This is a genomic window from Plantactinospora sp. A48 (assembly GCF_055793945.1).
In genome coordinates this window covers 17,098-38,903 of record NZ_JBTIXF010000030.1, presented here as the reverse complement: position 1 = coordinate 38,903, position 21,806 = coordinate 17,098, and the positions used below count along the sequence as shown (strand labels likewise).

Sequence of the window (21,806 nt, the reverse complement as noted above, 5' to 3'; positions counted from 1 at the left end):
CTGGTTTACGGATTGTATCGACGGATCGGGGTGAACGGCGTGAATGAGCGGTGTCATCCCGACGGCGGCCAGGTGACTTGCCGGCCGGGACGGGTATGCGGCGACCGAGTGGGAAGGGGTCGAAAAATGGAGCTGTCCTATCTGCGTCCGCTCTACGCCCGCCCCGGGCCGTGGGCCTCGATCTACCTGGACGCCTCCCGGGACACCGAGGACGCCGCCGCGGCTCTCGACCTCCGGTGGCGTGGGTTGCGGGAGGAACTTGAGCATCAGCGTGCGGAGCCGCGTACCCTCGCCGCTCTGGACGCGGTGGTCCGCGGTCATGATCCGCGGCCCGGCGACTACGGTCTCGCCGCCTTCGCGACCGACGGTCAGGTGGTGTTGAGCGAATACCTTCCCGCGCCGCCGCGGCGGGACCTGGCCGCGCACGGCGCGTTGCCGCACACCATGCCGCTGGTCGCCCAGCGGGGCGAGCGGGTGCCCTGGGTCCGGGTGGTGGCCAGCCGGACCGGCGCGGACGTCGACGGGCTCAGCGCCGGCGACGTACCCCGGCGGGCGCACGTCAGCGGGGGCAACCGGGAACCGATCCGGCGGGTGCAGCCGGGCGGATGGTCCCAGTCCCGGTACCAGCGCGAGGCGATGACCTCGTGGAAGCGCAACGCCGGCGACAGCGCGGCGGCAACCGCCGACCTGGCCGAACGGCTCGGCGCCGAGGTGGTGGTGGTCGCGGGTGACCCGCAGGCCCGGACGATGCTTGCCGCCCAGCTGCCGGCGAAGTGGCAGGACCGGGTGGTGCAGCTCGACGCCCCGGCCGGGGCGCCCGGCGGCAGGACCGAGAAGCTCGAGGACCTCACGGTGCAGGTCATCGCCGAGGTGGCCACCGGGCACGCGGACTCGGCGAAGGACCGGTTCGGCCAGCAGGAGAACGTCGGCGCCGGGCTGGACGCCGTGGTCTCGGCGCTGCGCCGCAGCCAGGTGGACACCATGCTGATCGTGGACGATCCGTCGTCCACCGACCGGTTGTGGATCGGACCGCAACCCACCGATCTGGCCACCCAGCCGGGTGACCTGCCGGCCGGCGAACCGGTCCGGGTCCGTGCCGACGCCGCCCTGATCCGGGCCCTGGTCGGCACCGACGCGGCGGTCGCGGTCCTGGACCCGGCCGAGGCGCCGGAGCTGACCGACGGGGTCGGCGCCGTGCTGCGGTACGTCGACGCGAGTACCCCGGGCCGCGGCGATGGCTGAGCCGGGGCGGGTGGTCGCCGACCTCGTCGTCGACCGGTTGCGCGCCTGGCGGGTGCCACACCTGTTCGGCTATCCGGGGGACGCCGTCGCCCCGATCGTGGCGGCGGTGGGTCGCGCCGGCGGTGACCCGGGGTTCGTCCGGGTCCGGCACGAGGAGACCGCCGGGTTCATGGCCAGCGGGCACGCGAAGTTCACCGGCGGCGTGGGGGTGTGCCTGGCCAGCCACGGGCCGGGCGCCGTCCGGCTGCTACCCGGGCTGTACGACGCCAAGCTCGACGGCCAGGCCGTGGTGGCGATCGTGGGGGACCCGACGACGGCCCCGCTGGGCAGCGCGTACCAGCAGGGCATCGAGCCGGCCCGGCTGTTCGCCGACGCCTGCTCCCAGTTCTTCCGGGTGGCCCGTACGGCCGCCGAGGTGCCGATCCTGGTCGACCGCGCGTTCCGGGTGGCGGTCGCCACCCGCAGCCCGACCTGCGTGGTCATCCCGGACACCCTGCAGGGTGCCGCCGTGGTGGACCCGTTTCCCCGGGACGGCGGCTCGGCGGCGATGGTGCCCGGTCTGCCGCCCGCCCGGGTGGTGCCGCACGACACCGACCTCAACGCGGCGGCCCACGTGATCGCCGCCGGTCAACGGGTGGCGATCCTGGTCGGGCAGGGCGCGAGCGGCGCCGGGGCGGAGATCCTGGCGCTCGCCGACCGGGTCGACGCCGGGGTGGCGGCCTCGCTGCTCGGCAAGCCGGTGCTGGACGAACGCCTGCCGTTCCACACCGGCGTGATGGGCCACGTGGGGGGAACGGCCAGCGCCCAGCTGATGTCCGGCTGCGACACGCTGGTGCTGATCGGCACCAACGATCCGTGGACGGACTTCTATCCCCTCCCGGATCAGGCCAACGCGGTGCAGATCGACATCGACGGCCGCAAGCTGGCCACCCGGTACCCGGTGTCGGTGCCGCTGGTGGGTGACGCGGCCGAGACCCTGCGGGCACTGCTGCCGCTGGTGCCGCACCGGCGGAACCGCGACTGGCGGGACCTGGTGGAGGCGTCGGTGGACCGCTGGCGCGAGGAGATGCTGGGCCGGACCGACGAACCGGCCGAGCCGCTGAACCCGCAGCGGGTGTTGCACGACCTGTCCGCCCGGCTGCCCCGGGACGCCTCTGTCACCGTGGATGTCGGGTCGGTGACCTACTGGTACGCCCGGCACCTCCAGCTGCCGCCCGGGGCGCGGGCCCAGATCAGTGGCACGTTCGCCGCGATGGGCTGCGCCCTGCCGTACGCGGTGGCCGCGAAACTCGCCGCGCCGGACCGGCCGGTGGTCGCGCTGACCGGGGACGGCGCCATGCAGATGGACGGGCTGGCGGAACTCATCACGATCGCGGACCGGTGGCGTGGCTGGGCCGATCCCCGTCTCGTCGTGCTGGTGTTGAACAACCGGGACCGGGCGGGTCGGTCGGGCGGCCCGAGCGTCGGGGACTGGTCCGCCCCCTCGTTGCCGGATGTCCCGTACGCGGGCTGGGCCCGGCTGCTGGGGCTGCACGGCGTCCGGGTCGACCGTCCGGAACTGGTGGGCGCCGCCTGGGACGAGGCGTTGGCGGCCGACCGGCCGACCGTACTGGAGGCGGTGGTCGACCCGACCGTCGCGTTGCACCCGCCCGAGCTGCCTTTCGGCGGGTACCACCGGGTGCTGGCCGGCGTGCCGGACGGCGGCCAGCGGGCCGACCGTGGCACGGAGAGCGGCGCCGAGGCGTCCCGCAGGTGGCGGGACGAACTGCTCCGGGAGCGGGTCGGTGAGGACCTGAGCTGACCACCCACGACCCGGTCACCCGGGCGGGACGGCTCGTTTAGCCGTGTTCCGGACGGGAAGTCGCGGCCCGGGAGGGTGTCGTCGACGAGGGGTGAACCCGTGCGGGAGATGCAGGACTGGGTCGCCGCGACCGGATCCGGGTTTTCCGGGTCGGACTGGATGGTGGCGCCGGACAGCGCCGGTCGGGTGCTGCTCGCGGCGTGTTCCCGCGCGCTGCGCGGGCTGGACTGCGCCGACCTGGGCGGCCAACCGGTCCTCACCCGGTTCCGGGGCGCCCCGGAACCGGTCCGCCGGTCCGCCATCGCCCGCGCCGCCGTCCGGTCCGCGTTGCCCGCCGGTCGGGCCGGCGCGGTGGACGCGGAACGGGTGGCGCGGTGGGTCGTCGACCACTATCCGCATCGGACCTATCCGGGCCTGCTGCTGGGCTCGCCGCACGGCGCGGCCGCCCACCTGGCGGTCGCGCTCGGCATGCCGTGGCTACCGACCGGCTTCGAGATGTCGGTCCGCTGGCCGGCCGGGTCGGTCGACGATCCGGCCGGCGCCCTCGGGTACGGGGCCGGGGTGGCGGCGCCGGTACTGGCGAACAATCCGGCGGTGGCGGTGCGGCAGGTGCATGATCCGGCCGTTCGGGGGGCGCTGGCCGGGGCGACGATCAGCCTGCTGGTGCGCTGGCGGGAGCTGCCCGGGGCGTACCGGCGGTTCATCGCGGAACGGCTCGGACCCGGCGCCCCGGTGCTGACGCTGCGGGATGCCCGCACCTGGCCGGTGCTGGCCGTCCGGTCCAGGTACAGCTTCCAGGTCGGCGGTCCGACCAGCGGCCTCGACCCGGCGGACTTCGGCGCGGACAGCCCCGACCTGGCCGAGGTGCTGCGCCGGGCCGGCGGCGATCCGCGCCGGTGGCGGCCGCCCGGCCTGAGCTGTCCCACCGGGTACGCCGAGCAGGGCGTGGAGCCCGGCCTGGAGGCGGCGCTGCGGGCCGGGCCGGGCACCTCGCACCGGGCGGTGTTCGCCCGTCCGGAGGCGCTCAGCGCCGCCGTGGCCGACCTCTACCGGGGGTGGCTGCGCTCGGCCGGCAAGAGCGGTGACCGGTGCGTGGTGGAGTGCGGCCGGCTGCTCGACCCGTGGCAGGTGATCCGCTCGGGACTCGTGCCGTACTGGTGCGAGAACGCCACCCGGCGGGCGGTGGCCGGTGCCGAGTGGTGGCTGGCCGGCAGCGAGCCGTTCAGCTCGGTGGACGTCCTGCCCGAGCCGCCGGGACTGCGGTCGCCGGCCCTGGCCGGTCTGCCCCAGTGGCTGGCGGTGGCCGCGTTCGGGCGTCGCCGTGCCGCGGTCGACCGGTTGGCCGCCCGCGGGTATCCCGTCACCTCCGTGCCGACCCGGCACGCCACCGAGGTGCTGCGCGGTCAGCCGCGCGATCTGCCACCTCCGCCGCCGTTGGACCCGATGGCCGCGCTGGCCGGATTGCGGGCCGGCGGTACGGCGCACGGCCTGTTGGTCAGCTGAACCTCGCCGCCCGCTCCGACGGAAACGAGCCCGAGAAAACCTCGTCTCGTGATTGAGTACCTACGGAGCGGGAACATCGCTGGCTGCGACGAGCCGAGTACGCAGAGTTGTTGCGTGCGCTGGTGGCCGTCGACTTCCACGAGACCTTTTCGCTTCCGGCCCGGTCTGTGGCGTGACCACATCAACGACCGGTTCCGCAGCCTGGGCGGGGGCCCTTCGGCGAGGGAGGCGCGGATGTTCGGACAGACCACCACACCGGCACCGACGGAACGCGGGCTGGAGGATCTCGACGCGGCGGCACTCGCGTACGCGGCCCGGATCGAAGGGCTGCCACCCGAGCGCCGGGGAGAGGCGCGCGACGACCTGGTCCGGTTCGCCCTGCCGTTCGCTGGCCGGCTGGCCCGGCGCTACCGGGGCCGCGGCGAGCCGCTGGAGGACCTGGAGCAGGTGGCCCGGTTGGGGCTGGTCAACGCCGTCGACCGGTACGACCCGGAACGCGGCTCGTTCACCGCCTACGCGGCGATCACCATCGTCGGCGAGATCAAACGGCACTTCCGGGACCGCACCTGGGGCGTACACGTGCCCCGGCGACTGCGTGACCTGATCCTTGAGGTCGGCCAGGCCACGGCCGCGCTGACCAGCGAACTGAGCCGGGCGCCGACCGTCGCCGAACTCGCCGAGCGGCTGGAGACCCCGCAGGCGGAGGTCCTCGCCGCGCTGGAGTCGGCCGCCGGCTACAGCCCGGCCTCGCTCAACGCGCCGGTCGGCGGGGAGAGTTCGGCGGAGTTCGGCGATCTGGTCGGTGAGTCGGACAACCTGCTCGAATCCGTGGACGACCGGGTCACGATGAGCGGACTGCTCGGTCGGCTGCCCTGGCGGGAACGCCGCATCCTGGCCATGCGGTTCTACGGCAACCAGACCCAGGCCGAGATCGCGGCGCGGTTCGGCATCTCGCAGATGCACGTGTCCCGCCTGCTGTCCCGGGCACTGACCTGGCTGCGCCAGTCGATGCTCACGGACGGGGCCACCCCCTGGCAGAACGGAACGGCCGAACCGGAGCCGACCCGGCCGCGACTGGCGGTCCGCCGGGCCGGGGACCGGGTGCTCGTCGAGGTGGCCAGCGACGTGGACGCCGACGGTGCCGAGCGGCTGCGCCGGGTGCTCACCGAGGCGATCAGCACGGGCCATCCCGCCGAGGTGGTGGTGGACCTGGCCGGTGCGGCGACCCTGCATCCGACCGCCGCCGCCGCACTGATCTCGGGGCGGGACGCCGCGCTGCGGGCCGGCATCCCGGTCCGGCTGGCCCGGCCGCAGCCCGCGGTCCGCGCGGTGCTGGCCAGTGCCGGCCTGGCCGCCGTCGCTGGGTAAGGAAGGGCACCTTCTTATCGCTTTCGGTATAGGAAGGGCCCCGTGTTAACGCCCGGCCACGCGCCCGGCCACGCGCCCGGCCACGCGCCTGGCCGCACGTCTGGTGGTCGACCCGGCGGGCCGGCCGGCGGTCCGCTCGGGCTGGGTGGGCGGGGTCACGACTCATCGCCGGTGTCGCCGGTACGACCGCCGGCCCGGTCCGGATCGTCCGGTCCGTCAGCCGACTGTTCCCCACCCGGTCGTTCGCCGGCCGGGGGTCTGTCGGCTGGTGCCTCCGAATCGGCGAAGGCGGGTCGGCGCAACTGCTCCGGATCCGGCACCTCGACCGGCCGCGCGCCGGACTGGGGGCGCGGGTGGTGCCCGGTGGCGATCCGCGTCCCGTACGCGCCCTCGGCGCTCGGTGACTCCGGCGGTCGCTGCTCGGTGTGCAGTTCATCGCGCAGGTGCTGGGGTGCCTTCGTGGTCCGCATCGGGAGGTTCCGGAGCAGGTCGGCGACCATCGGGCCGTACTTGGCGTCGAAGGCCGGCCGTTCGGAGCGGATCCGGGGCAGCCGTTCGAAGTTGCGCAGCGGCGGTGGGCAGGTGGTGGCCCACTCCAGGCTGTTGCCGAACCCCCACGGGTCGTCCACGGTGACCAGTGGGCCGAACCGCCACGACTTCCAGACGTTGTAGATGAAGAACAGCGTGGAGGCGCCGAGCACGAACGAGCCGATCGTGGAGACCATGTTGAGGGTGGTGAAGCCGTCGGTGGGCAGATAGTCGGCGTACCGCCGGGGCATGCCCTCGGCGCCCAGCCAGTGCTGCACCAGGAACGTGCTGTGGAAGCCGATGAACATGGTCCAGAAGTGCAGTTTGCCGAGCCGCTCGTCGAGCAGCCGGCCGGTCATCTTGGGGAACCAGAAGTAGGCGCCGCCGAAGGCCGCGAAGACGATCGTGCCGAACAGCACGTAGTGGAAGTGCGCGACCACGAAGTACGTGTCGGTGACCTGGAAGTCCGCCGGCGGGCTGGCCAGCAGCACCCCGGTCAGCCCGCCCAGCAGGAAGGTGACCAGGAAGCCGATCGCGAACAGCATCGGGGTCTCGAAACTGATCTGGCCCTTCCACATGGTGCCGATCCAGTTGAAGAACTTCACCCCGGTCGGCACCGCGATCAGGTAGCTGAGGAAGCTGAAGAACGGCAGCAGCACCTGGCCGGTGCCGAACATGTGGTGCGCCCACACGGTCATCGACAGGACGGTGATCGAGATGGTCGCGGCGACCAGACCCTTGTAGCCGAACACCGGCTTGCGGGAGAACACCGGGATGATCTCGGTGATGATGCCGAAGAACGGCAGCGCCACGATGTACACCTCGGGGTGGCCGAAGAACCAGAACAGGTGCTGCCACAGCATCGGCCCGCCGGTCGCCGGGTCGTACACGTGCGCGTGGACCAGCCGGTCGGCGGCCAACGCCAGCAGGGCCGCCGCGAGCAGCGGGAAAACCAGGATCACCAGTACGGCCGTGAGCAGGATGTTCCAGGTGAAGATCGGCATCCGGAACATCGTCAGACCCGGCGCCCGGAGGGTGAGAATCGTGGTGATCATGTTGACCGCGCCGAGGATGGTGCCCAGACCCGAGATCACCAGCCCGATGATCCACATGTTGGCGCCGACCCCGGGGGAGTGGCTGCCGTCGCTCAGTGGGGTGTACGCGGTCCAGCCGTAGTCGGCGGCCCCGCCGGGGGTGATGAAGGCGGCCAGCACCAGCGTGCCACCGAACAGATAGAGCCAGTACGCGAACGCGTTCAGCCTCGGGAAGGACACATCCGGGGCGCCGATCTGCAACGGGACGATGTAGTTGCCGAACGCGAACACCAGCGGGGTGGCGAACAGCAGCAGCATGATCGTGCCGTGCATGGTGAACAGTTGGTTGTACTGCTCGGTGGAGAGGAACTGCAGCCTGGGCCGGGCCAGCTCGGCCCGCAGCAGCAGGGCCATGATCCCACCGATCACGAAGAACGCGAACGCGGTGGTGAGGTACATCAGCCCGATCAGCTTCGCGTCGGTGGTCCGCAGCAGTCGCCACAGGCTGTCGCCACGGATCATCTTCCGTACCGGACCGGGATATCCACCGAACTGCGCCGGCGCCAGGATCACCGGACCCCGGTCCCGGTGCGGTTCGGTGGTCACTCGTCTCGCCATCGCCCCCACCCCGCCAACCCCGCACAACGGACGGGGCCGGCTACCCGGTGGTGGGATGCCGAAACCCGGCATCTGGGGATTTCTTCGCCGGATGGCCGGCACCGGGCCGTCGGGCCCACGGCGGACGTCAGGGCGGGCCGGGCTGATCGGCCCCGGGTCGTGCCGCGCGGGATCCCGACGCCGGAGGCGCCGAGCCGGGTCCGGCGGCCGGCGCCACCGCGTCGGTTCCGGCGGCCGGCGGCGTCGGGCGCCGCAGGCCGGTCAGGGCGCCCAGGGCCAGCATTCCGCCCCCGGCGAGCACGTGCAGCCAGTCGTCGGCCCCGTTGAGGGGTACGACGTTCGCGGTCGCGTGCGGGCCGACGGTCAGGCCGAAGAGCCAGAGCATGAGGTAGCCGGCGCCCCCGCCGAGCAGGAAGAACCGGGCGCCGGTGACGGATCGGGCCAGTCCCAGGCCCAGCACCCCGAACCCGATGTGCAGGACGTTCAGCAGCACCGAGACCTGGAACACCCCGAGCAGGGCCGCCCCGGAGTGGTGGCCGGCGAATCCCAGTTCGCCGAAGTCGCTCGTCACCCCCGGCAGGAAGCCCAGCCCTCCGAAGACGACGAACAACCCGCCGATCCCGGTGGCCACTCGGCAGACGGCCGGTCGCCGGGTCGCCGGGTGGGGTCGTGCCCGTGCCCGTGCCTGTGCCCGGCCGGTCACCATCGCGCCATCTCCCGTCGTAAGGAAGGGCCCCTGTTATCGCTTTCGGTATAGGAAGGGCCCCTTGTTAACCACCGTCCCCCACCAGCGGCGAGGTCAGGCCACGAACTCGCGTTGCCGGCCGCGCATCAGGTCGGCGACCTCGGCCAGCGGCGGTCGCTCCTGCACGGCGACGTCCGTGACCACCACCTCCCGGCTCAGGTACGGCCGGTCCGGGCCGGCCGTCCCCCGGCGGAACTGGGTGAGCAGCCCGGTCGGCGGGAGCGGGTCGGTCACCCGGCCCTGCCGGTGCAGCCGGGACCACGCGGTGTAGAGGATCTGCGCCGACATCCGGCCCAGCGCCTCGGTGTCCTGGTGCCGGTGCAGCCGCTCGCCGAGGTCGACCTGGGCCAGCGCGTCGAGCCCGACCAGGTCCAGCAGGTCGATCAGCATGGCCGTCTCGACCCCGTACCCGGAGACGAACGGCACCCGTTCGAGCACCTCGCGGCGGCCGGCGTACTCCCCGGCCAGCGGCTGGATGAAGCCGGCCAGCTCCGGCCAGAAGAGGTTGAACAGCGGCCGGGCCATCAGCTCGGTGACCCGGCCACCACCGTCCTGCTCCACACCCGCGTTGCCGACCAGCGGCCGGTGGTAGAAGCCCTTGACGAAGGCCACCGAGGGATCGGTCAGCAGCGGACCGAGCAGGCCGGTGACGAAGTGGGGGCTGAATTCGCGCAGGTCGGCGTCGACGAAGGCCACCACGTCCCCGGTCGCCGCGGCCAGGCCGGACCAGAGCGCGTCGCCCTTGCCGGTCAGCCGGGGCAGCCCACGGGTCATCCGGTCCTGGCTGACCACCCGCGCGCCGGCGGTCGTGGCGATGGCCGCCGTGTCGTCCCGGGACCGGGAGTCGACCACGATCAGCTCGTCGACCAACGGAACCTCGTCCATCAGGTAGCGGCGGATCACCGCGACGATCGCGCCCACGGTGGCGGCCTCGTTCCGGGCCGGGATCACCACGCTCACCGTGGCGGCGCCCTTGGCCCGCACCAGGGTGGACGCCGTCCACTGTTCGGCGGTGCCGGTCCGGTAGCTGGACCACGCCTCGACGGCGGGCGGAACGGTAGGTCTCGGCTGGTCCACAGGCCACCCCCAGAGATCAACGTCTCCAACAGCTTGTCGAACCGGTGCTGGCCTTCCCCGTCCACCCCCGGTTAACCGCGATCCTTCCCGACCGAGCGTCGATGGTCGCGACCCGGGCGGAGATCACCGGACGCGAGAGAACGGAGATCACCGGGCGCGAGAGAGCAGAGATCACCGGGCGCGAGCGAATCGGGCTCTTCCGGGCCGGTGGATCCACCGGGTGATCTCGTCGCTGCCGGGTTGTCTGCCGGATTTGTTCCGAGACGAACGAAGGGAGCACCGTTGATCGAGCGACGCGAATGGGACGGGGGCCGCCCGGGTACGCCGATCGGGTCTGTCGTCGGCTACCGTTGCCCGTCATGGGCGTCTCGCAGCGTTTGAAGAGCAGGGTCCGGCGCTTCCTCCAGCGACCCGGCAGCACCGTCGATCTCACCCCGCTGGCCAAGCTGCTGCCAGCCATCGAGGCCCGTGAGGAGGCGCTGTCCGCGCTGGACGACGCCGAGCTGACCGAGGCGGCGGGCGAGGCCGCCGACTTCACCGAGATCTGCGCCGTCGGCCGGGAGGCCGCCCGCCGGGCGCTCGACCAGCGGCCGTACGACGTGCAGCTGATCGGCGCCATGTCGCTGCTGGCCGGGAAGGTGGCCGAGATGGCCACCGGCGAGGGAAAGACGCTGACCGCCACCGTCGCGGCGTATGGGCACGTCCGGTTGGGCAACGGCCCGGTACACGTGCTGACCGTCAACGACTACCTGGCCCGCCGGGACGCCGAGTGGATGGAGCCGGTGTACCGGCTGCTCGGCCTGACGGTCGGCTGGGTCAACGAGGCGTCCACCCACGAGGAGCGGCGCGAGGCGTACGCCCGGGACGTCACCTACGTCTCGGTCAGCGAGGCCGGCTTCGACTACCTGCGCGACCAGCTCGTCACCGACGTCGAGGAGCGGGTCCAGCGCGGCCTGGCCACCGCCGTCGTCGACGAGGCGGACTCGATCCTGATCGACGAGGCGCGGGTACCGATGGTGCTGGCCGGCGCCGTACCGGGCGAGCAGGATCCGGTGCACACCGCCGCCGCGCTGGTCCGCGGCCTGCGGCTCGGCGCGCACTACACCGTGGCCGAGGACGGCCGCAGCGCCGCCTTCACCAACGCGGGTCTGGCCACCCTGGAGTCCCGGCTGGGCGGCCTCGACCTGTACGCCGAGGAGAACATCGAGCAGCTGTCGGCGCTCAACGTGGCCCTGCACGCGCAGGTGCTGCTGCACCGGGACGTCGACTACATCGTGCGCAACGGCGCCGTCGAGCTGATCGACGAGATGCGCGGCCGGGTGGCGCAGCGGCGGCGGTGGCCGGACGGCCTGCAGGCCGCCGTGGAGGCGAAGGAGGGCCTGGACGCCACGGCCGAGGGCGAGGTGCTGGGCACGATCACCGTGCAGGCGTTCATCGCGCTCTACCGGACGCTGTGCGGGATGACCGCGACCGCCGTGCTGGTCGGCGACCAGCTCCGGGAGTTCTTCTCGCTCGAGGTGGCGGTGATCCCGCCGAACACCCCGTGCATCCGGGTGGACGACCCGGACCGGATCTACGCGACCCGGGCGGAGAAGGAGGAGGCGCTGGTCGACGAGATCCGGCGGTGTCACGAGGCGGGCCGGCCGGTGCTGGTCGGGACGCTGGACGTGAAGGAGTCCGAGGGTCTCGCCGCGGCGCTGGAGGCGGCCGGGGTGCCGTCGGTGGTGCTCAACGCCAAGAACGACGCGGAGGAGGCGGCGATCATCGCCGAGGCCGGCGCGTACGGCGCGGTGACGGTCTCCACCCAGATGGCCGGCCGGGGCGTGGACATCCGGCTCGGCGGCAGCGACCAGGGCGACCGGGACCGGGTGGCCGAGCTGGGTGGCCTGTACGTGATGGGCAGCGGCCGGCACGACAGCCGTCGGGTCGACGACCAGCTGCGCGGCCGGGCCGGCCGGCAGGGCGACCCGGGCGGCTCGGTGTTCTTCGTGAGCCTGGAGGACGACCTGGTGGTCCGGCACGCCGCCGACGCGATTCCGGCGTCGCCGCGGATGAACGCCGACGGTCTGGTCACCGATGAGCAGGTGGACTTCGCGGTGGAGCACGCCCAGCGGGTCGCCGAGGGCGTCAACCATGAGATCCACCGCAACACCTGGCGGTACAGCGTGGTGATCGAGCAGCAGCGCAAGGCCCTCGCCGAGCGGCGGGAGCGGCTGCTCACCTCGGAGGTGGCCGCCCTGATGCTGCTGGAGCAGCTGCCCGAGAAGACCAAGGACATGGACGAGGACATCCTGTCCCGGGCCGCCCGGTCGACCGCGCTCTACCACCTGGACCGGCTCTGGGCCGAGCACCTGGCGGAGCTGTCCGAGGTCCGCGAGGGCGTCCACCTGCGCGCCCTGGGTCGGCTCGACCCGCTGGACGAGTTCCACCGGGCCGCCGTCCCCGCGTTCAACGCGCTGGTCCCGGAGATCGAGCGGCGGACGATCGAGACGTTCTCGGAGACCGAGTTCGGCGAGGACTGGGAGCCGGACGACGCGAAGCTGGTGCGGCCCAGCGCCACCTGGACGTACCTGGTTCATGACAACCCGTTCGGTTCGGAACTCGACCGCCTCATCGCCTCGGTGGGCCGGCGACTGCGCTCCGGCGGTCGCTGACCCGCCGCGTTCGGATCTCACCGGGTCTCCACCCGGGTGGTCGCCGCGCTTCGGCGACCACCCGGGTTCCAGCCGCTCGTCGACGCGTTCCCGAACGCCCGACACGCCGGTCCCGCACGCTCGGCCGCCGGCCGGTGGGCGATGGCGTTGTCGGGTCCCTTACCCTATTTGTCGGCCGACCGCGCTGTTTTTTGCCCGGTTTTGACCGTCGTTGCCAGGGGTAGTACCCGGGGTCCGAGATCCCGGGGGAGAGGTCATCATGATGAAGTCGACCGTACGGGTTGGGCGAGCCGCGTCGGACGCGGCGGTGGCGTGGGCCACGCTGCGGTGAGGTTGGAGACGGCGACGCCCGGCGACTCGCTGGGTGTCCTGGAGACGGCCGCCCTGCTGCGCGAACTCACCGCCGGGCTGATCTGCGCGGCCGACTTCGACGACGCGCTCGACCAGCTCGTCCGGACCTGCCAGGCCGCCGTGCCGGGGGTGAGCTGGTGCAGCGTGACGATCCTGCAGGCCGGAGAACCCGCCTCGGTGGCCGCCTCGGACGAGCCGATCCGGACGCTCGACGACGTGCAGTACGGCGACGACGGGCCGGCCATGACGGCGATCCGGCAGCGGGACCTGGTGCTCGTCCCCGACCTGCGGGTCTCGCCACGGTGGTCGCCCTGGACGGCGCGGGCCCTGGCGCTCGGCGTACACGGGGTGATCTCGGCGCCGGTGGACATCGACGACCAGGTGATCGGGTCGATCAACCTCTACGCCCGGCGGCCGGGCGCGTTCACCGAGCAACGGCAGCTCACCGCGATGCTGCTGGCCGAGCACGCCGGCCTGCTGCTGGCCGCCGTCCGGGACCGGGCCCGGGCCGACGCGGTCGAGGAGCCCGGAGTGGCGCCCGGCGAGGAGGAGCTGGTGGGCCAGGCGATCGGGGTGATCATGACCCAGCGCGGTTGCCCGGCCGCCGACGCGCGGGAGGTGCTGCGTACCGCGTCCGTGGCCCTGGCCATCCCGATGGCCGAGGTGGCCCGCCGGCTGGTGGATTCGGTGGCCCGGCGCCGGACCGGGTGACCGGGCCGTTGTCCGCCGCCGGGTGACCGGGTCGTTGACTGCCGGTGGGTGGTCGGGTCGCCGGGTGGGCGGGCGGCCGTTTGGCGGCGGGTGGCCGGGGGTACGACGCCGGGTACGGTGGACGTACCTGGGGAGGGCCACCATGGACAGTCGGTTGCGTGTGCACGGTCATCCGGTCCAGCCGATGCTGGTGACGTTCCCGTTGGGGTTGTTCGTCTCCGCGACGCTGTTCGATCTCGCGGACGTGTTGGGCGCTCCTGGGCTGGTCGGTCAGGTCGGTTACTGGACCGCGGTGGCCGGTCTGGTGGCGGCCGGCCTCACGGTGGTGGCCGGCATGGTCGAGCTGTGGGACGCGCCGCCCGACGGCGCCCGGCGCGCGGCGCTGGTGGGGAACCTGCCCAACGTGGTCTCGGCGGTGCTGTTCATCGTCGTCTGCCTGGTGCGGGCGGGCTCGGGGGAGGCGCATCCGCCCTCCGGGCCGCTGGTCGTGGTCGAACTGCTCGCCCTGGCCATCGGCGGCGCCGGTCTGGTGTGGACCGGCCGGCAGGCGTGGCGGCTGGATCACGAGCGGCGCCGGGCCGAGACCGCCGGGTTCGAGGTCTTCGCCGCGGGAGACGTGTACGGCGCTTGACGGTTCGTAGTTCACGCGGATCCTGTCAGAACAATCACTATCCCACATCGTGGAATAGTCTAGTAAGTCGATAGGGATTATCCCCAAACTGGTCGTATGACGCTTGAGCAGCGACTATCTGAGACGACCGGGGAGCCTGAGGCCGGTGGCGGGCTCCTCGACATAGCCCGTCGGTACGCCGCGGGCGACTGGTCCGGCCAGCTCCGGTTCGACCCGGTGGAACGCTGGTACAGCCGGTTGGCCGCGACCGCCGAACACGAGGTGTGGCTGCTGACCTGGCTGCCCGGTCAGCACACCGATCTGCACGATCACGGTGGCTGTGCCGGCGCGTTCACCGTCGTTTCCGGTGTCCTCACCGAGGAGACGGTGGCGCTGGGCCGGCTGCGCCCGCGCACCCTCCCCACCGGTTCGGGCCGGTCGTTCGGCGCGCGGCACATCCACCGGGTGAGCAACCGTGGCACCGTACCGGCCGTCAGCGTGCACGTGTACCAGCCGGCGCTGCGCCTGATGAACCGTTACCACCTCGACGGTGGCCGGTTGCGCCGGCTCGAGGTCGCCGAGGCCGGGGTGGCATGGTGACCCGACTGTCGGCCCCGTTCCCCGCGGCGCCCCTGCCGGCCGCCCCCGCCCCCGCCGGCTCGCGGAGCATCGACGAGATCCTGGCCGTGGCCCGTGCCCGGCTGGTCCGGCTCCAGCCGGAGGAGGCCCACCTGGCCGGCAGGAAGGGGGCCGTGCTGGTCGACATCCGCCCCGCCGCGCAGCGCGCCGTGTCCGGCGCGGTACCCGGCGCCCTGGTGGTGGAGCGCAACGTGCTGGAGTGGCGGTTCGATCCGCGATGTCCGGCCCGGCTGCCGATCGCCCGCTACGACCTGCCGATCGTCGTGTTCTGCCAGGAGGGGTTCACCTCCTCACTGGCCGCCGCGGCCCTCAAGGACCTCGGCGTGTACCGGGCGACCGACGTCGTGGGCGGCTTCACCGCCTGGCGCGCCACCGGACTTCCGGCCTTCGGGCCCACCGATGTGTACGCCGAGGTAGCCGTGCGGCCGACGCCGGTACGGGCCGGATCGGTCCGTCGCGCGTAGACCGCGTCACAGCTCGCGGTTGGGTCGGCGCGCACCGCCCGACCCAACCGCGCAACCGATACCGCGCTAGGAGACCCCTCGTGTCGATCATCGCCATCCCGCCCCACCCGTTCTTCACCCGCCGGTACGACGGTTCGGTGCGACCCACCGAGGTCCCGCCGCCGCCCGCTCCGGCGCAACCCACCGCTGCGGCGGCGTTCGACGAGGGCCGGGAGGTGCCGCGTGCCGCGGGGCAGTCGGCGCCACTGCGGCTGACCCTGGACATCGCCGTGCCGGAGGGGCCGCTCAGTCCCGCCACCGCGCGGTTGCTGGAGCTGCTGGTCGAGGTGGCCGAGGAACAGGCCGAGTTGCTGGGTCGCCCGGCCGGGTCCGTGGCCTCCGGCGACGTACTTCCGTCAATCGGCACCCGATCGCCGGTCGGCGCGGTGCCGTCCGCCGGCGCCCGTCCGTCGGCCGGCGTCCAGTCGTCGATCGGCGCGGCGCCGGTGGCCGGGGCTGCCCCGTCTGTAGGCGCTGCGCCGTCCAGCGGCCCCGTACCCGTCAGCGGCGTCGTACCCGCCGGCGGCGTCGGGCGACCCGACGACGCCCGGCCGTCCACCGCGGCGGCCACCCCGCCCAGCGCCGCCTCGACCACGGGCCTGCTCCTGCGGCCGGCCTCCCGGGAGGTCTGGCTGCGTGGCCGGCCGGTGCCGCTGACCCGGCTGGAGTACGAACTGCTGCGGTTCCTCGTCGAACGGCCGCGTCGGGTCTTCACCCGGGGCCAGTTGTTGTCCTGGGTGTGGGGTCACGACCCGGTCCAGACCCGGACGGTGGACGTACACGTCCGCCGGTTGCGGGCCAAGTTCGCCGACACACCGGTGGTGACCACAGTGCACCGGGTGGGCTACCGACTGGCCGAGAACCTCACGGTGCAGATCGATCCGGACGACGGGCCGGAGCCGGCATCGGTCGGTGGAACCACCGTTGGCGCTGCCAGCGGGCGATCCGCCCGGTCGGGCGCCGAACCCAGCTGGATGTCGGTGGTCTCCGCGCCGACCGCCGGGGCGGCACCGTCCTGGTGAGCCGGGCCGGGTGACCCGGCGCCGACGCCGACCCGGCGAGCCGGGCACTGATGCCGACCCGGCGAGCCGGGCGGCGTCACCGGGCGCCGGTGCCGACCCGGGGAGCGGGGCACTGATGCCGGCCTGGTGAGCCCGGTGCCGGTGCCGGCCCGGTGAGCCGGGCGGGGCGACCGGGCGGCGGTGCCGACCCGGTGAGCCCGGCTGGGCGGCGGCGTCGGCCCCCGGAGCGGCGCCGGATCGTGAGCCGGGTGGGTGATTGAGCACCGTACGGCCGGAGGAGGGGGTTCGATTCGGACGGTGGCGCGGCCCCTCTATCATCTGCCTTGGCACTGAGAGCAAGCACTCAGTTCCGGTGTGTTTGCCGATTGTCACGTTCATGCAACGCCGCAGCCTCTTGACCCTCACCAGGAGGGCCGGAAGCATCGGTCCTGCGGTGCCCCGGGGCCGTGGGGAAAACCCGGACCAGCCAAGGAGGACCATGTCGGTCAGCCCCGCTTCGTCGCGTACCGGATGGCATGCAGCACAACCGCCTGGTCCCGGGAGACCGCCGGGAGCCCAGCGCCGTCCGGCCGCAGGCAGCGGGGGGATGCCCGCGTTGACCGTCACCCTTTCCATTCCACTGGCCGGTGAGGAGGCCCTGACGGCGCCGGCCCGCCGGCTGCTGGAGGCGGCCCGCGAGATGGTGGAGCGGGGCGAGGCGACGGTGACCACGAGCCCGGGCGGCGGGGAACGGCGCGGCGAGGCGCCCGTACCGCGCGTCCAGCCGAGCACGCCGCCACCCCCGACGCCGCCGACCCTGCACCTGCTCGCCGCCTCCCGCTCGGTGCTGCTGGGCGCCGATCGGCTGCCGTTGACCCGGCTGGAGTTCGACCTGCTGATGCATCTCGTGGCTCACCCCCGCCGGGTGTTCACCCGGCTGCAACTGCTGAACGCGGTGTGGGGCTACGAGCACGCCGGGGTGCGGACGGTGGATGTGCACATCCGTCGGCTGCGCGGCAAGGTCGGCACCGACGTGCCGCTGATCACCACCGTCTACGGCGTGGGTTACCGGCTGGCCGACGACGCGCGCGTGGTCATCGACCGGACGGGCTGACCGGGCGGCACGGAGATGGCCGGACGGGCTGACCGGCCGGCACCGGGTCGACCGGGCACCATGGACGGGTGAGGATCCGACCTATCGCCCCCGAACTGCTGGTGACCGAACTCGCCGACCGGATCGCCGACGCCGCCGGCGACGGCCGGGTCCGGGTGGCCCTGGACGGCGCCCCGGCCGCTGGCCCGGATCGGCTCGGTGACGAGTTGGTCGACCCGCTCCGGATCCGGGGCAGGGCCGCGCTGCACATCCGGTCCGCCGACTTCCTGCGGCCCGCCAGCCTGCGGTACGAACTGGGCCGCACCAACCCGGATTCCTACTATTTCGGTTGGTTGGACGAGGCCGGGCTGCGTCGTGAGGTGCTGGACCCGGCCGGCCCGGCGGGCAGCGGCCGGATCCTTCCGACGCTGTGGAACGCGGACCTCGACCGGGCCAGCCGCGCCGACTACGTCGGACTGCCGGACCGGGCCGTGGTGCTGGTCAGCGGGTCCTTCCTGATCGGCGGTCCGCTGCCGTTCGACCTGACCGTCCACCTCGCGCTGTCCCCGGCCGCACTGCGTCGGCGGTCCACCGCACAGGACGCCTGGACGCTGCCGGCGTACGACCGGTACGCCGAGGAGGTCGACCCGGTCGCGCTCGCCGACCTGGCCGTACGGGTCGATGATCCGCGGCACCCGGCGCTGGTGGAACGGACCTCGCGATGAGCTGAAACCGGCCCGTTTGACCCGGCCGGAGCGGGGGTACTCGCCCCGCTCACAGCGGACCACCGCCGGCCTCGACCGGGCCGGCGGTGACTCGACAGCAGAGAGGCAGGCAGGACATGCTCGTCCAGGACACCGTCGGCACGACCCGCTCCGCGACCGATATCGAGCAGATCCGGGCGTCCCTGCGGACCCGGTACGACGAGTTGACGGCGGAGTACGACGAGGCCATGCTGCAGAACGAGGTGCTGCGCCTGGTGGAGGTCGGCGACACGGCCGGTGACGACCAGGCCGACCACGGCACCAAGACCGCCGAACGGGACACCGCGCAGTCGCTGCTGCGGGGCATCCTCACCCGGCGCGCCCAGTTCGAGCACGCGCTGGCCCGGCTGGCCGAGGGCACCTACGGATACTGCGAGGGCTGCGGTGCGGCCATCCCGGTGGAACGGCTGGAGATCTTCCCGTCCGCGACGAGCTGCGTGACCTGTAAGCAGAACCGCGAGCGCCGCGCCGCCTGAACCGTGCCGCCGCTGAGTGGGTACGGACGCCGGTCCGCTGGGTACGTTGAGCCGGACGGCTGAGCCGGGCGGCGGGAGGCGATCCGATGGGTGAGATCAGTGTCGGCACCGCCTCCTGGACCGATCCCACCCTGTTGGAATCCGGCTGGTATCCGTCCGGCGTGGACACCGCGGAGAAGCGGCTGGCCTACTACGCCGAACGGTTCCCGCTGGTCGAGGTCGACGCCACGTATTATTCGCCGCCCGCCGAGCGCACCGCCGAGCTGTGGGCCGCCCGGACGCCGCCCGGATTCACCTTCAACATCAAGGCGTTCAGCCTGCTGACCGGGCACCCGACCCGGGTCACCGCGCTGTACAAGGACCTGCGGCCGGACACCGACAAGAAGAACATCTACCCCGACGATCTGCCGCCGCAGGCGTACGAGGAGGTCTGGACCCGGTTCCTCGCGGCGCTGGACCCGCTCGCGGCGGCCGGGAAGCTCGGCGCCGTGCTGTTCCAGTTTCCGCCCTGGTTCACCATCCGCCGGGACAACAAGCAGTACCTGCTGGAGGTCCGGCGCCGGTGTGAGCCGCTGCGGGCGGTGTTCGAGTTCCGGCACGCCTCCTGGTTCGACGGCGCCAACCGGGACGAGACGCTCGACTTCCTGCGCGAGCACGAGCTGCCGTACGTCTGTGTCGACATGCCGCAGGGCCACCGCTCGTCGGTGCCGCCGGTGCTGACCGCCACCGCGGACCTGGCGGTCGTCCGGTTCCACGGGCACAGCGACAAGTGGACCAGCAAGGACATCCACGAGAAGTTCGGCTACCGGTACTCCGACGCCGAACTGCGGGAGTGGGCGCCCCGACTCCGCGAGCTGGCCGGGCAGACCGAGCGGACCCAGGTGTTGCTGAACAACTGCTACCGCGACTATGCCCAGGACAACGCCGCCACCCTGGCCGGTCTGCTGACCGAGGACTGACCGGCGGGTCCGGCCAGCCCTCCTCACACGCTTACCCGGGCGAGACCCGGGTAAGACCGACCGTGCGTACCCCACGGATCGCCGACCACGGGTTCCTGGCCGACGGCCGGACCGCTGCCCTAGTGGACCGGGACGGTTCGGTCAACTGGTGGTGCCCCGGGCGGTTCGACGCGCCGTCGGTGTTCGCCCGGCTGCTGGACGACGAGGCCGGCGGGGAGTGGTCCATCCACCCCCGGGCGGAGTTCACGACCGAGCGGGCCTACCTGGACGAGACGCTGGTGTTGCGTACCGTCTTCGGCACCGCGACCGGGTCCGTCGCCCTGACCGACGCGCTGGTGCTGGAACCGGAGACGGACGGGCACGACCTCGGTCGCCGCTCGCCGGACCGCCTGGTCCGGTCGGTGGAGGGGCTGTCGGGCCGGGTCGAGATGGTGCTGACCTACCGTCCCCGGTTCGAGTACGGCCGGGTGCTGGCGTACCTGGAACGGGAGGGCGCCGCCCTGGTGGCCCGGGCCGGGCCGGCCACCCTCACGCTCACCGCCGCCGTGCCGCTCACCGTCGATGGTCCGGACGCCACCGCCGCGTTCTCGGTCGGCGTCGGTGACCGCGTCGATTTCGCACTCGGCCACACCCGGACGTACCACGACCATGGCCGGCCGGCGTCCACCGCCGGTGCCGCGCGGACGCCCGGTCCCGCCGGGGCGGCGGGTCCCCAGGGTACCGACGGTGCCGCGCCGACGGACGATCCGACGTCCATGGCCGGGTCGGCGGCGGACGGTCCCACCCCGGCCGGCGGGCCGGCGGTGCTGGACGTCCCGGCGGCGCTGGCCGGCACCGTACGCGGCTGGCGTGCCTGGGCTGACCTGCACCCGTACCACGGCCGTTATCCGGAACTGGTCCAGCACGCCGCGCTGATCATGCAGGGACTCACGTACCAGCCCAGTGGCGCCGTCGTCGCGGCGGCGACCACGTCGCTGCCCGAGGAACTCGGCGCTGATCGCAACTACGACTACCGGTTCGCCTGGCTGCGGGACTTCTCCCTGACCCTGCGGGCGTTGTGGGTGGCCGCCTGCCCGGACGAAGCGACCCGGCTGTTCCGTTGGGTGGCCCGGACGGTGGGCCGGGTGGATGACCGCCCGGTGCCGATCATGTGCGGGGTGGAGGGCGAACGGGACGTCTCCGAGCACACGGTGGACACCCTGCGCGGGTACGCGGACAGCACGCCCGTACGGGCCGGCAACGAGGCCTGGCGGCAGCGCCAGGCCGACGTGCCCGGCGAGGTGCTGGACGCGGCCTGGCTGCTGCGCGACTATCTCGACCCGATGCCCTCCGACATTCGTGACCTGCTGCGCGACCTGGTCGAGCGGTCCGCCGACGACTGGCGGCGACCGGACGCCGGCATGTGGGAGGCGCGCGACACCGAGCGGCACTACCTGTCCTCGAAGGTGCTCTGCTGGGTGGCGCTGGACCGGGCCGTCCGGTTCGGCGACCGACTGGGCGACCCGGCGGAGCTGGAGCGGTGGCGTGCCGTCCGTGATGAGATCCGCCGGACCGTGCTGCGGGACGGCTGGAACGACGAGGTGGGCGCCTACACCGGCGCGTTCGGCTCGCCCGACCTGGACGCCGCGGTGCTGATCCTGCCGTGCGTCGGGTTCCTTCCCGCCGACGATCCCCGAATGTGGGCGACCATCAAGCTGATCAACCGGAAGCTGTCAACGGGCGGGCTGATCCGCCGGTGGGACGGTGATCCCGCCGGATTCTTCCTGTGTTCGTTCTGGATGGTGCGGTGCCTCGCCTCCGCCGGCGCGCACGACCAGGCCACCGCCCTGTTCGAGAGCGTGGTCGCCCGGGCCAACGATGTGGGCCTGCTGGCCGAGCAGTTCGACCCGGTCACCGGCGAGCAACTGGGTAACTTTCCGCAGGCGTTCTCGCATGTCGGGCTGATCGACGCGGCCTGGGCGCTGACCGACCCGCGCCCGCTGGCCGAGCCGGGCCCGTCCGAATCCTCGGGTCCGTCCGAGGATTCGGATACGTCCCGGGACCCACGTCCGCGCGCCTGACCCGGCGGTTCTCCCGGCCCGGCTGGCGGTTCACCCGGCCGGGGTGAGGATGGGTCATCCGGCGCTGGG

Annotated in this window: 18 protein-coding genes; 15 read left to right on the top strand and 3 right to left on the bottom strand. The window is 72.9% G+C overall.

Annotation, left to right across the window (positions count from 1 at the left end; genetic code table 11):
• Positions 1-126: 126 nt before the first annotated feature.
• The 4 genes from ACXN5W_RS17105 to ACXN5W_RS17090 all read left to right on the top strand — a co-directional run bounded on the left by ACXN5W_RS17105 (position 127) and on the right by ACXN5W_RS17090 (position 5,914).
• Positions 127-1,242 (top strand): baeRF2 domain-containing protein, encoded by a 1,116-nt coding sequence (locus ACXN5W_RS17105; RefSeq protein WP_473159299.1) that lies wholly within the window; start codon positions 127-129, stop codon positions 1,240-1,242.
• Positions 1,235-3,043: a thiamine pyrophosphate-binding protein gene (locus ACXN5W_RS17100; protein ID WP_473159298.1), complete on the top strand. Its 1,809-nt coding sequence runs from the start codon at positions 1,235-1,237 to the stop codon at positions 3,041-3,043. The genes ACXN5W_RS17105 and ACXN5W_RS17100 overlap by 8 nt, the downstream gene beginning before the upstream one ends.
• 108 nt (positions 3,044-3,151) lie before the next feature.
• Positions 3,152-4,546, top strand: a complete 1,395-nt coding sequence (locus ACXN5W_RS17095; RefSeq protein WP_473159331.1) for a hypothetical protein — start codon at positions 3,152-3,154, stop codon at positions 4,544-4,546.
• A gap of 234 nt (positions 4,547-4,780) precedes the next feature.
• Positions 4,781-5,914 carry a SigB/SigF/SigG family RNA polymerase sigma factor gene (locus ACXN5W_RS17090; protein ID WP_473159297.1) on the top strand — a complete coding sequence of 378 codons (1,134 nt, stop codon included), beginning with the start codon at positions 4,781-4,783 and terminating at the stop codon, positions 5,912-5,914.
• A gap of 155 nt (positions 5,915-6,069) precedes the next feature.
• Here the strand turns inward: ACXN5W_RS17090 and ctaD are convergent, their stop codons facing one another.
• The 3 genes from ctaD to ACXN5W_RS17075 form a co-directional block, all read right to left on the bottom strand.
• Positions 6,070-8,094, bottom strand: a complete 2,025-nt coding sequence (ctaD, locus tag ACXN5W_RS17085; protein WP_473159296.1) for an aa3-type cytochrome oxidase subunit I — start codon at positions 8,092-8,094, stop codon at positions 6,070-6,072.
• Between the two features lie 127 nt (positions 8,095-8,221).
• Complete coding sequence (locus ACXN5W_RS17080) at positions 8,222-8,725, bottom strand: DUF4383 domain-containing protein (RefSeq protein WP_473159295.1); 504 nt, start codon at positions 8,723-8,725, stop codon at positions 8,222-8,224.
• 168 nt (positions 8,726-8,893) lie between these two features.
• Positions 8,894-9,826 carry a glucosyl-3-phosphoglycerate synthase gene (locus tag ACXN5W_RS17075; RefSeq protein ID WP_473159330.1) on the bottom strand — a complete coding sequence of 311 codons (933 nt, stop codon included), beginning with the start codon at positions 9,824-9,826 and terminating at the stop codon, positions 8,894-8,896.
• A 449-nt stretch (positions 9,827-10,275) separates the two neighbouring features.
• On the opposite strand from ACXN5W_RS17075, the gene secA2 reads away from it, so the two are divergent.
• The 11 genes from secA2 (at position 10,276) to ACXN5W_RS17020 (ending at position 21,737) form a co-directional block, all read left to right on the top strand.
• Positions 10,276-12,570, top strand: a complete 2,295-nt coding sequence (gene secA2, locus ACXN5W_RS17070; RefSeq protein WP_473159294.1) for an accessory Sec system translocase SecA2 — start codon at positions 10,276-10,278, stop codon at positions 12,568-12,570.
• A 327-nt stretch (positions 12,571-12,897) separates the two neighbouring features.
• Entirely contained in the window at positions 12,898-13,632 is a 735-nt protein-coding gene (locus tag ACXN5W_RS17065) for a GAF and ANTAR domain-containing protein (protein WP_473159293.1), read from the top strand.
• Between the two features lie 142 nt (positions 13,633-13,774).
• Positions 13,775-14,263: a DUF2231 domain-containing protein gene (locus ACXN5W_RS17060; protein ID WP_473159292.1), complete on the top strand. Its 489-nt coding sequence runs from the start codon at positions 13,775-13,777 to the stop codon at positions 14,261-14,263.
• 96 nt (positions 14,264-14,359) lie between these two features.
• Complete coding sequence (locus ACXN5W_RS17055) at positions 14,360-14,842, top strand: cysteine dioxygenase (RefSeq protein ID WP_473159291.1); 483 nt, start codon at positions 14,360-14,362, stop codon at positions 14,840-14,842.
• On the top strand, positions 14,839-15,345 hold the full coding sequence (locus ACXN5W_RS17050; protein WP_473159290.1) for a rhodanese-like domain-containing protein: 507 nt from the start codon (positions 14,839-14,841) through the stop codon (positions 15,343-15,345). Before ACXN5W_RS17055 ends, ACXN5W_RS17050 begins: the two co-directional genes overlap by 4 nt.
• Positions 15,346-15,425: 80 nt before the next feature.
• On the top strand, positions 15,426-16,406 hold the full coding sequence (locus ACXN5W_RS17045) for a winged helix-turn-helix domain-containing protein (RefSeq protein ID WP_473159289.1): 981 nt from the start codon (positions 15,426-15,428) through the stop codon (positions 16,404-16,406).
• 586 nt (positions 16,407-16,992) lie between these two features.
• The gene (locus ACXN5W_RS17040) at positions 16,993-17,499 is read left to right on the top strand and encodes a winged helix-turn-helix domain-containing protein (RefSeq protein ID WP_473159288.1); all 507 of its coding nucleotides are present in this window, start codon (positions 16,993-16,995) and stop codon (positions 17,497-17,499) included.
• Positions 17,500-17,567: 68 nt separating this feature from the next.
• Positions 17,568-18,203 (top strand): nucleoside/nucleotide kinase family protein, encoded by a 636-nt coding sequence (locus ACXN5W_RS17035; protein WP_473159287.1) that lies wholly within the window; start codon positions 17,568-17,570, stop codon positions 18,201-18,203.
• 116 nt (positions 18,204-18,319) lie between these two features.
• Positions 18,320-18,718 carry a TraR/DksA family transcriptional regulator gene (locus ACXN5W_RS17030; RefSeq protein WP_473159286.1) on the top strand — a complete coding sequence of 133 codons (399 nt, stop codon included), beginning with the start codon at positions 18,320-18,322 and terminating at the stop codon, positions 18,716-18,718.
• 86 nt (positions 18,719-18,804) lie between these two features.
• Positions 18,805-19,677: a DUF72 domain-containing protein gene (locus tag ACXN5W_RS17025; RefSeq protein WP_473159285.1), complete on the top strand. Its 873-nt coding sequence runs from the start codon at positions 18,805-18,807 to the stop codon at positions 19,675-19,677.
• A gap of 62 nt (positions 19,678-19,739) precedes the next feature.
• On the top strand, positions 19,740-21,737 hold the full coding sequence (locus tag ACXN5W_RS17020) for a glycoside hydrolase family 15 protein (RefSeq protein WP_473159284.1): 1,998 nt from the start codon (positions 19,740-19,742) through the stop codon (positions 21,735-21,737).
• The last annotated feature ends 69 nt before the right edge of the window (positions 21,738-21,806 follow it).

Excerpts from the sequence above, each read along its gene's own strand:
- ACXN5W_RS17025 (WP_473159285.1), top strand. The coding sequence starts at position 18,805 with ATGGGTGAGATCAGTGTCGGCACCGCCTCCTGGACCGATCCCACCCTG.
- ACXN5W_RS17055 (WP_473159291.1), top strand. The coding sequence starts at position 14,360 with ATGACGCTTGAGCAGCGACTATCTGAGACGACCGGGGAGCCTGAGGCC.
- ACXN5W_RS17105 (WP_473159299.1), top strand. The coding sequence starts at position 127 with ATGGAGCTGTCCTATCTGCGTCCGCTCTACGCCCGCCCCGGGCCGTGG.
- ACXN5W_RS17100 (WP_473159298.1), top strand. The coding sequence starts at position 1,235 with ATGGCTGAGCCGGGGCGGGTGGTCGCCGACCTCGTCGTCGACCGGTTG.
- ACXN5W_RS17095 (WP_473159331.1), top strand. The coding sequence starts at position 3,152 with ATGCAGGACTGGGTCGCCGCGACCGGATCCGGGTTTTCCGGGTCGGAC.
- ctaD (WP_473159296.1), bottom strand. The coding sequence starts at position 8,094 with ATGGCGAGACGAGTGACCACCGAACCGCACCGGGACCGGGGTCCGGTG.
- ACXN5W_RS17040 (WP_473159288.1), top strand. The coding sequence starts at position 16,993 with ATGCCCGCGTTGACCGTCACCCTTTCCATTCCACTGGCCGGTGAGGAG.
- ACXN5W_RS17060 (WP_473159292.1), top strand. The coding sequence starts at position 13,775 with ATGGACAGTCGGTTGCGTGTGCACGGTCATCCGGTCCAGCCGATGCTG.
- ACXN5W_RS17030 (WP_473159286.1), top strand. The coding sequence starts at position 18,320 with ATGCTCGTCCAGGACACCGTCGGCACGACCCGCTCCGCGACCGATATC.
- ACXN5W_RS17090 (WP_473159297.1), top strand. The coding sequence starts at position 4,781 with ATGTTCGGACAGACCACCACACCGGCACCGACGGAACGCGGGCTGGAG.
- secA2 (WP_473159294.1), top strand. The coding sequence starts at position 10,276 with ATGGGCGTCTCGCAGCGTTTGAAGAGCAGGGTCCGGCGCTTCCTCCAG.